At 69.2% G+C, this 12,235-nt stretch carries 12 protein-coding genes; 6 read left to right on the top strand and 6 right to left on the bottom strand.

Annotation, left to right across the window (positions count from 1 at the left end; translation table 11 throughout):
* The first annotated feature begins 100 nt into the window (after window positions 1–100).
* The gene (locus AB0A95_RS16060; protein WP_357556488.1) at window positions 101–781 is read left to right on the top strand and encodes an SDR family oxidoreductase; all 681 of its coding nucleotides are present in this window, start codon (window positions 101–103) and stop codon (window positions 779–781) included.
* Between the two features lie 88 nt (window positions 782–869).
* On the opposite strand, the gene AB0A95_RS16055 is transcribed toward AB0A95_RS16060, so the two are convergent.
* The 3 genes from AB0A95_RS16055 to glsA all read right to left on the bottom strand — a co-directional run bounded on the left by AB0A95_RS16055 (window position 870) and on the right by glsA (window position 5,040).
* Window positions 870–2,189 (bottom strand): ammonium transporter, encoded by a 1,320-nt coding sequence (locus tag AB0A95_RS16055; RefSeq protein ID WP_357556487.1) that lies wholly within the window; start codon window positions 2,187–2,189, stop codon window positions 870–872.
* Between the two features lie 80 nt (window positions 2,190–2,269).
* Window positions 2,270–3,289 (bottom strand): glutamine synthetase, encoded by a 1,020-nt coding sequence (glnII, locus tag AB0A95_RS16050; RefSeq protein WP_357556486.1) that lies wholly within the window; start codon window positions 3,287–3,289, stop codon window positions 2,270–2,272.
* A 65-nt stretch (window positions 3,290–3,354) separates the two neighbouring features.
* Window positions 3,355–5,040: a glutaminase A gene (glsA, locus tag AB0A95_RS16045; protein WP_357556485.1), complete on the bottom strand. Its 1,686-nt coding sequence runs from the start codon at window positions 5,038–5,040 to the stop codon at window positions 3,355–3,357.
* Between the two features lie 269 nt (window positions 5,041–5,309).
* Between glsA and AB0A95_RS16040 the strand changes: the two genes are divergently transcribed.
* Entirely contained in the window at window positions 5,310–5,744 is a 435-nt protein-coding gene (locus AB0A95_RS16040) for a VOC family protein (RefSeq protein ID WP_357556484.1), read from the top strand.
* A 100-nt stretch (window positions 5,745–5,844) separates the two neighbouring features.
* Window positions 5,845–6,537, top strand: a complete 693-nt coding sequence (locus AB0A95_RS16035; RefSeq protein ID WP_357556483.1) for a type 1 glutamine amidotransferase domain-containing protein — start codon at window positions 5,845–5,847, stop codon at window positions 6,535–6,537.
* A 72-nt stretch (window positions 6,538–6,609) separates the two neighbouring features.
* On the opposite strand, the gene AB0A95_RS16030 is transcribed toward AB0A95_RS16035, so the two are convergent.
* Window positions 6,610–8,223 carry an FAD-dependent oxidoreductase gene (locus AB0A95_RS16030; protein ID WP_357556482.1) on the bottom strand — a complete coding sequence of 538 codons (1,614 nt, stop codon included), beginning with the start codon at window positions 8,221–8,223 and terminating at the stop codon, window positions 6,610–6,612.
* A gap of 150 nt (window positions 8,224–8,373) precedes the next feature.
* Between AB0A95_RS16030 and AB0A95_RS16025 the strand changes: the two genes are divergently transcribed.
* Window positions 8,374–9,963, top strand: a complete 1,590-nt coding sequence (locus AB0A95_RS16025; protein ID WP_357556481.1) for a Na+/H+ antiporter — start codon at window positions 8,374–8,376, stop codon at window positions 9,961–9,963.
* An 8-nt stretch (window positions 9,964–9,971) separates the two neighbouring features.
* Here AB0A95_RS16025 and AB0A95_RS16020 read toward each other — a convergent pair whose 3' ends face one another.
* Both AB0A95_RS16020 and AB0A95_RS16015 read right to left on the bottom strand, forming a co-directional pair.
* Complete coding sequence (locus AB0A95_RS16020; RefSeq protein ID WP_357556480.1) at window positions 9,972–10,274, bottom strand: transcriptional regulator; 303 nt, start codon at window positions 10,272–10,274, stop codon at window positions 9,972–9,974.
* On the bottom strand, window positions 10,271–10,732 hold the full coding sequence (locus AB0A95_RS16015) for a hypothetical protein (protein WP_357556479.1): 462 nt from the start codon (window positions 10,730–10,732) through the stop codon (window positions 10,271–10,273). The genes AB0A95_RS16020 and AB0A95_RS16015 overlap by 4 nt, the downstream gene beginning before the upstream one ends.
* 174 nt (window positions 10,733–10,906) lie before the next feature.
* Here AB0A95_RS16015 and AB0A95_RS16010 point away from each other — a divergent pair, with 174 nt between their 5' ends.
* Both AB0A95_RS16010 and AB0A95_RS16005 read left to right on the top strand, forming a co-directional pair.
* Window positions 10,907–11,407, top strand: a complete 501-nt coding sequence (locus AB0A95_RS16010; protein ID WP_357556478.1) for a cupin domain-containing protein — start codon at window positions 10,907–10,909, stop codon at window positions 11,405–11,407.
* 84 nt (window positions 11,408–11,491) lie between these two features.
* Window positions 11,492–12,151: a hemerythrin domain-containing protein gene (locus AB0A95_RS16005; protein WP_357556477.1), complete on the top strand. Its 660-nt coding sequence runs from the start codon at window positions 11,492–11,494 to the stop codon at window positions 12,149–12,151.
* Window positions 12,152–12,235 lie beyond the last annotated feature (84 nt).

Below are 12,235 nucleotides of genomic sequence, written 5' to 3'. Positions count from 1 at the left end.
CACTGCACGCCGAGTGACCGAGACTGGTCTCCGGACGAGCGGAGGACCTCCGCGCCGAAGAGTGTGAGAAGAATGCGAGAAGAATGTGAGAGTTCTCGTCGTGGGTGCCACCCAGGGCATCGGTCGCGAGTTGGCCGCCGAGTACGCCCGGCGGGGCAACGAGGTGACCATCACCGGACGGACGGTGCAGCGGGCCGAGGCCGAGGCGGCGCGGCTTGCAGCCGAGACCGAAGGCTCGGTGTCCGGGTCGGGGCTCGACCTGTCCCGGCCGGAGTCGGTGGCGGACGCGCTCCGAGAGGTGGGACCCGTTGATCGTCTTGCTGTCGCGGGAATGATTCGGGACAGCAACACAGTGGCGTCCTTCGCGATCCCGGCGGCGGTGACGCTGGCGACCACCAAGATCGTCGGCTATGCGGCGGTGGTGGCGGCCCTGTACGGGCGACTCGCACCCGATGCCGCCGTGTTGCTGTTCGGCGGAATGGCGAAGGACCGGCCCTATCCGGGTTCCACTGTGTTGTCCACTGTCAACGCCGGCATTGTTGGCCTGGTGCGCACCCTGAGCGTGGAGCTCGCGCCGGTGCGGGTCAACTCGATCCACCCGGGTGCCGTCGCCGACAGCCCCGCCTGGGTGGACAACCAGGCCATCCTCGAGCCCCTGCGCAAGGTCTCCCTGACCGGGGAGCTGCCCACCATGCGGCACATCGTCGACGGATGCCTGTTCCTGCTCGAGAACCCGGCGGCCAACGGCGTCAACCTCACCCTCGATGCCGGACGGGCATAGCGCCGCCGCGAGTGTGCGCGCCGCCGGACCGGGAGGGTTGGCACGCCTTCCCGGTCCGGCTCTGCGCGGCGATCGTCGACGTGGCCGGTCAGCGGGTCGACGATCCGGTGGAGTCACCGACTCTCTGGTGTCGGGCGGTCGGGGAGGGCGACAGGATGCCGATCGTGCCGGCCGGAACGGTGTCCGACTCCCTCGTGGCGAAGTCGTAGGCGTTCTCGGTGTGCAGGATCTGGTCGACCCCGGTGACCTCGTCCGAACGCGTCACCCGGAAACCGACGGTCACATCAATGACCTTGACCAGCAGCCACGTCAGCGCCAGGGAGTACGCCGCGACGGCGACGGCAGCGAGCGCCTGCTTCAGCAACTGGCCCGCGCCAGCACCGGCAACGAGGCCGTCCGTCACGTCGAAGACCCCGATGAGGAGGGTGCCGACGACACCGCCGACCGCGTGCACAGCCACGACATCCAGCGAGTCGTCGTAGCCGAACCGGTCCTTCAGACCGACGGCCCAGGCGCAGCCGACGCCGGCGATGACGCCGATGGCGATCGCGCCCCAGACGTTCACGACCGCGCAGGCCGGGGTGATGGCCACCAGGCCGGCGACCGCTCCCGAGGCGGCGCCCAACGAGGTGAAACCGCCCTTGCGGACCCGCTCCCACACAAGCCAGCCGATCAGACCTGCGCCGGCCGCCACCTGCGTGTTCATGAAGGCGACACTGGCGGTGCCGTTCGCGGCGAGGGCCGATCCGGCGTTGAATCCGAACCAGCCGAACCAGAGCAGGCCCGAGCCGAGCATCACGAGGGGCAGACTGTGCGCCCGCATCGACTCCCGCCGGAAGCCGACCCGGTTGCCGAGCACCAGTAGCGCGCCGAGGGCGGCCATGCCCGCGTTGATGTGGACCGCCGTGCCTCCGGCGAAGTCCTTGACGCCGAGCTTGTAGATCCAACCGCCGGACTGCCAGACCCAGTGGGCCACCGGGAAGTAGACAACTGTCACCCAGAGGGCGACGAACAACATCCACGCGCCGAACCTGGCGCGGTCGGCGATCGCACCGCTGATCAGCGCCGGCGTGATGACGGCGAACATCATCTGGAAGACGGCGAAGGCAAGCACCGGAACGCTGCCGGTCAACGTGGTGTCCGAGATTCCGCTCATGCCCACGTTGGACAGGTCACCGACAAGTCCGCGCCCACCCACGTCCTCGCCGAAGGCGAGCGAGTATCCGTAGACAACCCAGAGAACGCTGACGATACCCAGGCTGACGAAGCTCATCAGCAGCATGTTGACAACGCTCTTCGCGCGAACCATGCCGCCGTAGAAGAACGCCAGTCCCGGGGTCATCAGCATGACCAGCGCGGCGCTGGTCAGGACGAATGCGGTGTCACCCGCGTCGAAGCCTTCGGGCATCGAGGTGCACTCCACGTGTTGAGAGCCTCCGCGTCACAGCGGCGGCGATTGGGTTTCGTACAGGAGGAGGGGCCGGTGCCTCAGGCGAGGTCGGCGGCCTCCAGTGCGGTGCAGCAGGTGTCGACGATGAGCCGGGTGACGGTGTACGGGTCGACGTTGGCGTTGGGCCGGCGGTCTTCGATGTAGCCCTTCTTGTCGATCTCCACCTGCCACGGGATGCGGACGGAGGCGCCACGGTCGGAGACGCCGTAGCTGTACTCGCTCCAGGGCGCCGTCTCGTGGGCACCGGTGAGGCGGGCCTCGACGCCGGCGCCGTAGCTGCGGATGTGCTTGAGGGGCTTGTCGCCCCGGCCGAGGGACTCGCAGGCCTCGATGATCGCCGCGTAGTTCTCGCGCATCGCGCCGGTGGAGAAGTTGGTGTGGGCGCCGGCGCCGTTCCAGTCACCCCGCGCGGGCTTGGGCTCCAGGGTGGCGGAGATGCCGAAGTCCTCGGCCGTGCGGTGCAGCAGCCAACGGGCGATCCAGAGCTGGTCGGCGACCTCCAGCGGCGACAGGGGGCCGACCTGGAACTCCCACTGGCCGGGCATGACCTCGGCGTTGATGCCGGAGATGGTCAGGCCGGCGGCCAGGCAGTTGTCCAGGTGCTTCTCGACCACGCCACGGCCATAGATCTCGTCCGCGCCGACACCGCAGTAGTAGCCGCCCTGCGGGGCCGGGTAGCCGCCGTCGGGAAAGCCCAGCGGGCGGGAGCCCTGGAAGAACGTGTACTCCTGCTCGATGCCGAACAGGGGCTGCTGGGCCGCGAACCGGTCGGCCACCGGGCGCAACAGGGCCCGGGCGTTCGACTCGTGCGGGGTGCCGTCGATGTTGAACACCTCGCACAGCACCAGCAGGTGCGCCCCACCGCGGATCGGGTCGGGGTAGGTGGCGACCGGCTCCAGGACCCGGTCAGAGCTGCGGCCCTCGGCCTGGTTGGTGCTGGAGCCGTCGAAGCCCCAGGTACCCGGCTCGACGCCGTCGGCGATGATCTTCGTCTTCGACCGCAGCTTCGCGGTCGGCTCGGTGCCGTCGATCCAGATGTATTCAGCCTTGTACGCCATGTGTCTCTTACTCCTGTGCTCGGGCCGGATGGCCAGTCGAAATCGTGATCGGGCGAGTGCGTGGCTCAGACCGCCGCGAGCGGCGCGTCCGGTCGCACGAGGTGGGTGTCCGCTGCCGGACCCGCGGCGCGCAGCGCCGACGTGAGCACCGCGACGACCCGGTCGTGTGCGCCTCGCTCTGCGTCGTAGAGCGGGGTGCCTCCCCAGCGGTCCCGCAGAGTTGGATCGGCCCCACGGTCCAGGAGGTACTGGACCACGTCGAGGTTTCCCTCGGAGGCGGCCAGGTGCAGCGCCGTACGTCTGTCGTAGTCGGCGGAGTTGGGGTCCTTTCCCGCCGCCAGCGCGAGCCGGACGTACTCCAGGTCACCGTGGCTGGCAGCCCACAGCAACCGCGTGGTCGACGCCACCTCCTCCTCGTTGCGCCCGCGCCGCGGGTCGCGTTTGCCGGAGTCCTCGCCGGTGGCCAGGGAGTCGTAGACGTGGAAGTTGAACCGGTTGACGAGGGCCTCGCAGAAGGCGACCCCTCGGACGGAGTTGCCCAGCGCGTCGAGGCGCGGCGACCAGACGCAGATGCCCAGCACGCCGGGAACCACGATCATGAGTCCGCCGGAGACCCCGCTCTTCGCCGGCAGTCCGATCGTGAAGGCGAACTCCCCGGAGTAGTCGTACATCCCGCACGACGACATCAGGGACAGGCACTTGCGTACGGTGTCGGCGGAGAAGATCCGTTCCCTGGTGAGGGGATTGACGCCGCCGTTGGCCAGCGAGGCGGCCACGACCGACAGCGACCGCGCGTCGACCTCGATCGAGCAGCACTGGAAGTAGAACTCCAGCGTCTCGGTCAGGTCCGTCCCGTCCGGGAAGGCCCGGTGCTCGCGCATGAAGTAGCCGAGGGCGAAGTTCCGGTCGGCCGTGCGGCGTTCCGAGAGGTAGACGGCGTTGTTGAATCCGACCGCCCCGCCACCGGCCAACCTGCGCCACGTCTCGGCGACGTGGTCGAAGCGGTCGGCCATCTCCCAACCGGGACGCAGCAGCGAGCAGCACATGATGGCCCCGGAATTGATCATCGGATTGTGCGGGAGGCCTTCGCTGTTCAGCGTCAGCTCGTTGAACCCGCGACCGCTGGGCTCCCGCCCCACATGCCGGTGGACCTGCTCGGCGCCGTGCTGTTCCAGCGCGAGACAGTAGTTGATGGGTTTGCAGACCGACTGGACGCAGAAGACACTCTCGGCGTCTCCCAGTGCCAGGCGCTGCCCATCGGTGGTGCACAACGCGATCCCGAACTTCTCCGGATCGACGCGGCCCAGTTGTGGGATGTAGTCGGCGACCTGGCCCTCGTCGACATCCCGGAGCCCCTCGTAGATCGCGAAGATCTCCGTACGGAGCGCGGCGAAGTCCGGAATGACGAGATCCCCGCGAAGCGACTTCTCGATGACACCGCCGCCCGCCCTGCACAGTGCGACGAAGCGGGTCAGGTCGACGCGTGTCGGCCCGTCGGCGCCCACTGCGGTACGCAGCTCGCCCCAGACCGGGGCCAGACGCGGATCAGCCTCCGAGATCCCCGACGCGCGCAGCCGGTTGGCAAGGTCGGTCAACGAGACGGTGCCCTGCGGGTCGACGGTGAAGGAGGCGAACAGCTTCCCGTACTCGCCAGTTCCCGAATCGTCGGTGGATGACGTTTTGCCGGGGCTGCCCGGCCACGCCTGCTCGATGCGACGCGCCGTGGTTCGGGGTTTCTTTATCGTGGGCATGACGTGGCTCGACCACTCCGTAGAAGGTTTGTGTCAGTGCGGCCACCGGCGTAGTTGCTCGCGCCTCCGGGCATTCGACCGGCCAGCCTCGCACATCCCGAAGGCTACGGGCGGCCAGTGCACATTCGCTTGATTCCGACTGACCAACGGCAGGTCAGAGGCTATGCATCGACGCCGGTGCCGAGCCTCGCCTCTCGTCAACTATTCGTAAAGTGGGGCCACCTATAACTCGCAGTGCAGCGTCCATCGCCTGAGCACCGGGAGTTTCCATGACCACCATCACTCCACCGTCGTTCAGCGGCGTGCACCACGTCGCGTTCACCGTCCGGAACCTGGAGGCCAGCGTGGCCTGGTACCAGAAGGTCTTCCAGGCCACGCTCGCGGACGGGCGGCTTCCGCATTACGGGCGGGATTGGACCGGGTACGCCGAGCTGGTCATCGAGCCGCGCACCGGTTTCAGCATCGGTCTGCACCACAATGAGGGCAACCAGGGCGAGGAGTTCGACGAGGCTCGCACCGGCCTCGACCACTTCTCCCTCAACGTCGAGACGCGCGAGGGGCTTGAGGCCTGGTCGGCCTGGCTGGACAGCCTGGGAATCGCACACTCCGGCATCCAGACCGCGCGGGATCCGTTCCGCTACTCGACTGTCGTTTTCCGGGACATCGACAACATTCAGCTGGAGGTCGTCGCGTTCGGCGTCTGAGCCGCCGGACCGACGGAGGCGGCGGGGCTCATCCTCGGCCAGGAATGTTCACCCGCCAACCAGGGCACGTACGAGCGGACTGATGATTCGAGGAGTGGACATGACAAAGGTTCTGATGGTGTTGACCTCGCACGACCAGTTGGGCGACACCGGGCACAAGACCGGCTTCTGGCTTGAGGAACTTGCCGCGCCCTACTACCGGTTCCGCGACGCGGGGTGGGACGTGGCGCTCGCCTCGCCCCGGGGCGGCCGGGCACCCCTGGACCCGAAGAGCGACGAGCCGGACTTCCAGACCGACCAGACCCGCCGGTTCACGGCGGACGCCGAGGCGCAACGCCAGCTCGCGACGACGGTACGGCTCGACTCGGTGTCCGTCGACGACTTCGACACCGTCTTCTACCCGGGCGGCCACGGCCCTCTCTGGGACCTCGCCGAGGACAACGACTCGATCAGGCTGATCGAGCAGGTCGTCGCGGCGGGCAAGCCGATCGCGCTGGTGTGCCACGCTCCGGGCGCGTTGCGGCACTGCGCGACGTCCGACGGCAAGCCCCTGGTCGCCGGCAAGCGGGTCACCGGGTTCACCGACAGCGAGGAGGAGTACATGGGCCTGACCAAGGTCGTGCCCTTCCTCGTCGAGGACGAGCTGGTCGCCAAGGGTGCCGAGTTCTCCAAGGCGGGCAACTTCGAGTCCTACGTGGTGAGCGACGGGCTGCTCATCACCGGCCAGAACCCGGCTTCCTCGGGCCCGGCGGCGGATCAGCTGATCTCGCTGGTGAGCCGGGCCGGCGAATAGCCTCGATCGTCTCCGTCCGGCGGGACCACTGTGCGGGCCCGCCGGACGGCCGCCACCGAGCGGAGGCCAAGCTCAGTCGGCCCGTACGGCGTGCACCGCGGCGACCGCGGCAGCGCCCTCACCGACGGCGGTGGCCACCCGCTTGGTGGAGCCGGAGCGGATGTCGCCGACCGCGAAGACACGGGGAGCGCTGGTCTGGAACGGCAACGGCGCCTGGTGCGTGTCGGGAGGCAGCCGGCTGTCGGTCAGCACGAAACCGCTGTCGTCAGTGGCGATGCCCTTCATCCACTCCGACGCCGGGTCGGCGCCGATGAAGCAGAACAGCCCTCGGCAGACCAGCCTCTCGCGCTCGCTCTCCGACGCCACGACGATCGCCGTCAGTGTGTCGTCGCCCTGAAGCTCTCGCAGGGTGCCGCGGGTGTGGACGCGGATCTGCGGATGGGCGTGAATCCGGTCGGCCAGGTACGTCGACATCTTCGCCCCGAGGTCGGCTGAGCGCACCACCAGATGCACTGTGCAGCCGCGTGCGGCCAGGGAGAGGGCCGCCTGTCCGGCCGAGTTGGCTCCGCCCACGACCGCCACCGGCTGCGACTCGTAGCCGCGCAGGTCCAGCTCGGTGGCGGCGTACCTGATGCATCCGCTCTGCTCGAACTCCGCCCAGCGCTCGATGTCCAGGCGTCGGTAGCGCGCTCCGGTGGCGGCGACGACCGCGGACGTCTCGATCCGGGTCCCGTCCGCCAGCTCCACGACGGGCCGCGACTCGTCCGAGACGTCGAGGCCGACCACCGCGCAGGGCGCGTAGATCTGGACACCGAACTTCAGCGCCTGGATCATCGCCAGCCGGGCCAGGTGCTCACCGCTGACACCCCCGGGGAAGCCGAGGTAGTTCTCGATCCGCGCGCTCTTGGCCGCCTGGCCGCCCAGGCCGGTGCCGTCCAGCAACACTGTGACGAGGCCCTCGGACGCGCCGTAGACCGCAGCGGCCAGCCCCGCCGGCCCGGCACCGACCACGATCAGGTCAGGGTTGCGCGCGGTGGCGACATAGGTCAGGCCGAGGGCCTCCGCGATGGTGCCCGGGGTGGCGCGATGCAGTACCCGGCCGGCCGTGACCGCCACCGGAAGGTCGTCCTCGCCGACGCCTGTCGTCCGCATGAGCTCCCGCCCGGCCGGCGAGGCCGCGTCGAGCCAGGCGTGCGGGAGGAGCATCTGGGTCACGTACGTGCGCAGCTCCAGCGATTCCGCCGCGTGCGGCCGACCGACGATCTCCAGGGCGTTGCCGGCGGCCCCGCGCATCAGTTCACGTCGAGCGCGGAACGTCTCGATCAGGACGTCGGCGATGTCGACCTGCTCGGCGAGCACACGGCGCAGTTCCGGGGCCGAGATCCGGACGACAGTCCCGGCGGTGACGACACGGACCGTGAGGAAGACCTGCTGCCCGGTGAGGAGACTCAGTTCGCCGAGGAACTCGCCTGGTCCGCGCCGGTAGATGAGGCGCTCAGGCTCCAGTGCCGTCGCGTCACGGACGGCCTCCGCGGTGGCCGTGCGCAACAGGAAGAAGTCGTAGGAGCTGTCGCCGGCGGCGTACAGATCCTGTCCCGGCTGGACCTCTTCCTCGGTGCCGTAGCTGGCGAGGCGGTCGAACTGCTCCGTGTCGAGGACAGGGCCGTCGGCGTCTCCGGTGCTCATGCCAGAACGATAGGTTTCGCGTGTTGACGACAAGTGGATCCTCGGCCGGCGGGCGCGGAAGCCCTCCACTCGCTGTCCACCACGTCACGTCAAACTTGTCGAACTGCTGGCGGCGGCGCGCGCGGCCCGAGACGAAGGACCGGGAATCTGATGTCCAGCCTCGCATTGGTGGTGGCGGTCGGGGTCGCCATCCTGACGGGTACGGGCGCGGCCCGTCGTCTCCGGATCGCCCCACCGGTGCTGCTCCTGGTCGCCGGCGTCCTGCTCGGGTTCGTGCCCGTACTGCGCGTGGTGCACCTGCCACCCGAGGCCGTCCTGCTGGTGTTCCTTCCGGTGTTGCTCTACTGGGAGGCGTTCACCTCCTCGCTGCGCGAGATCCGCCGGAACCTCCGGGTCATCGTGCTGCTGAGCACCTTCCTCGTGGTCGCGACCGCGGCGGGTGTGGCCACCGCCGCGCACGCGCTCGGGCTCGACTGGGGACCGGCGTGGGTGCTGGGCGCCGCGGTGGCTCCGACAGATGCCACGGCGGTCGGCGTCCTGGGCCGGATGCTGCCACGCCGCATCGCGACAATGCTGCGTGCGGAGAGCCTGGTCAACGATGGTACGGCGTTGGTGATCTACACGCTCGCGGTCGGGATCACGCTCGGCGAGGAACACCTCAGCGTGAGTCGGGTGGCCGGCCTGTTCGCCCTGTCGTACCTCGGCGGCATCGCGGCCGGCGTGGCTGTCACGTTCCTCGCCCTGCAGATCCGCCGCCGGTTGAGCGACCCGTTCCAGCACAACCTCCTGGCGCTGATGACGCCGCTGACCGCCTACCTGATCGCCGAGGCGGCCGAGGTGTCCGGCGTCCTCGCGGCCGTGGTCAGCGGACTCTGGGTGGGCCGCGTCTCGCCACGCCTGTTCCCCGGAAACGCCCGCCGGCACGTCCAGACCGTCATGGGCTTCGTGACCGCGCTGGCCAACGCGGCGCTGTTCGTCCTGGTTGGGCTGGAGGCGCAGTCGGCCGTCCGCGGGCTGGACAGCACCGGGCTGGCCCACGGCCTGCTGGTCGCGGTCGTGGTCTGCGCGGTCATCGTCGCGGTGCGGTTCGGCTGGCTGTTCACCAGCCCGTACCTGATCCGGGCGATCGACCGCCGGCCGCAGCAACGCGAGAGACGGCTGAGTGGTCGGCCGCGGGCGCTCATGTCGGCGGCCGGTTTCCGCGGGGCCGTGTCGATGGCGGCGGCGCTTGCCGTACCCCATGCCCTGCCGTCCGGGGCGGAGTTCCCGGACCGGGACCTGATCGTCTTCGTCACGGCCGTCGTGATCGCCGTGACCCTGCTGCTCCAGGCGCCGTTGATGCCGCGGGTGACGCGGTGGGCCGGGCTGGGCGCCGACGGGGAGGCCGAGCGGGAGCGCCGTCAGGCCGAGATCGGGTCGATGGCGCACGCCCTCGCGTCGCTGCCCGAGATGGCCGAGAAGTTGGGCACGAGCGAGGACGTGCACGAGCAGTTGCGAACGGAGTACGACCGCCGCCTGCGCGTGCTGCGCGACGGCGACGGCGACTCCGGTCCCGACGAGGCCGCCGCCACCTACGAGCAGCAGTACGCCGACCTGCAGTTGGCGGCCATCGATCACCGCCACGACACCGTCGTCCGCATGCGCGACCGGGGCGAGATCGACGACGAGGTGCTTCGCCACGTGCAGGACGGCCTCGACCTCGAACAGGTCCACATGACCCAGCGCCGCGACAACGCCTAGGGCCTGGGTCAAAGCCCCTGGCCGACCCGCGTGGCGATCTCCTGTAGGGCCGCGATGTGGGCGCTCAGAGCGGCGCGACCGGTCGTGGAGAGGTTGATCCAGGTCCGCGGGCGCTTGCCCACGTAACCCTTGCGCACCTCGACGTAGCCGCCGTCGCTCAGGGTCGAGATCCGTTTGGACAGGGCCGAGTCGCTCAGCTCCACCGAATCGCGGACGAAGGCGAACTCGGCCCATTCCGTTCCCGCCAGCAGGGCCAGGATGGCCAGTCGGGTGGGATCGAGCAGTGCGGGATCCAGCTTCGGGTCGGTCAACGTCCGGTCCCTCTGGTGAGGATCCTGCGCTGCCACCACGGACCCGCCACGGCCACCAGGACACCGCTGACAAGTCCGCTCCACAGCGCGACGTGCGGGACCTCCATGGCCGCGGCGATCGTCGTGCCGACGACCAGGACGGCCAGCACCAGCAGCAGCCCGATCAGGTTCGCCGGGTCAGGCGTGACGCGCGGACGCACGGGCCGGCGGAGCAGCGAGCCGCCCAGCCGGGTGTTGCCCACCAGCGCGACGAACAGCAGCAGGAGGATGATGACGCTGCCCCAGGTGCGGACGAACTGTGGTTCACGGTCGGCGAGAACTCCGTACGCCGCGAGCAGGACCCCGCCCACGATCCAGCCCCACAGTGGCTGGCCTGCCGCCGCTGCCGTCTGGGTCCGTCGCCGCTCGACGTCCTGTAGTGCCGCTCGGGCTTCGTCGGGTGTGGGGGTGTTCATCATGCGGCTCCCTCATCTCGGAAAGTACTTGCTCGCGTGGAAAGCTAGCACTTACTTTCCGCATCGGCAAGTACTTGCCGATGCGTCCGTCGCCGGAAGTAACTCCTTACTCACTAGAAATCGTGTGCCGCGGCGTTGACTTGCCTTACTGGTTGGGATCACGAGACGGGGGCGACCATGACGGGCCAGGCGGACTGGGGTCGGGACGGGTGGGCTGTGCAGCCCGGCGCGGGAAGGCTTGTCGAACTCGGCGGCCCGCATCGGCCGGAGATCCTCGTGCGAGGCGCCGAGGTTGGTGGGGCACTCGGGGCATTCGTGTTCCATCACGACGTGATCGTCGAGAACCCGCCCCACGCCCACCACGACTTTATGAAGATCGCTTACGTCCTGGCGGGGGAGTACCACTTCCGGGTGGGCGATGCCGAGTTCTCCGGCGGCCCGGGAACCACTGTCATCGTGCCCCGGGGCGCTTATCACACGTTCGTCACCCCGACCGGCGGAAAGCTGTTGTTCGTCAGCGCGCCGGCCGGCAACGAACAACTCTTCGAGGAACTCGGCAGCTTCGGCCCGAATCCCACCCCGGAACAGCTCGCCGAGGTCGACGAACGCTTCGGCACCACGCGCCTCCCGGGCGACGAGGGCCGCCCCTGGAGTCAACTGCGCGACGCCGGGCGTTAGGCGACGCTCGCCCGCTCCTCCATCACTCGGGCGACGGCTTTTCCGACCCACATCGAACGTGCACGGAATCAAGAAGAGAGAACCATGGCAGACAGCCGCGACATGTACCTCGTCCACAGCGCCTTCCGACGCGAGTTTCCCGCTGCCGCGGCACTCGTGCGGACCGTTGCCGCCAACGACAGCGCCACCGCCGCACGGGTCGCCGACCACGTGCTCATCCTCACCGGTCTGTTGAACCTGCACCACGCCGGCGAGGACGAGAAGGTCTGGCCGAAACTGCTGCAACGGGGCCCGAAGGAGATCGCGCCGCTGGTCGAGACCATGGAACGTCAGCACGAGGGCCTGCATGAGGCACTTGCCGAGGTGGAGAGGCGGGCCACCGCCTGGCGCCGGACCGCGACAGCGGTCGACCGCGACGCTCTCGCCTCGGCCGTCGACGCCATGATTGCGCCGATGCTGGAGCACCTGGTCACCGAGGAGACGCACCTGCTGGCGTTGATCGACAAATACCTGACGGACAAGGAGTGGGCCGAGGTGGGCGCGGCCGCGATGGCCACCGTGCCGAAGAACCTGTTGCCCATGGCCTTCGGGATGGTGCTGCGCGACGGCACCCCCGAGCACGTCGCGGGTCTCAAGGCGGTCATCCCGGGTCCGGCCTGGTTCGTGCTCTCCCGGTTCGGGCCGGGCGCGTACACCCGGTACGCCCGTCGTCTGGGCCTGGACAGGGTGCGTGGCGCCGTCTGACCGCGCACTGACAGTGGAGCCGACGAAGGGCAGCCGGGAACCCGGCTGCCCTTCGTCGTGCACTCGGACCGTGGCGGAAATGGT

The sequence above is a fragment of the Micromonospora sp. NPDC049230 genome, from assembly GCF_040647875.1.
Lineage (GTDB): Bacteria > Actinomycetota > Actinomycetes > Mycobacteriales > Micromonosporaceae > Micromonospora.
The sequence above is the reverse complement of the archived record's forward strand: the minus strand, read 5'-3'. Positions and strand labels throughout refer to the sequence as shown.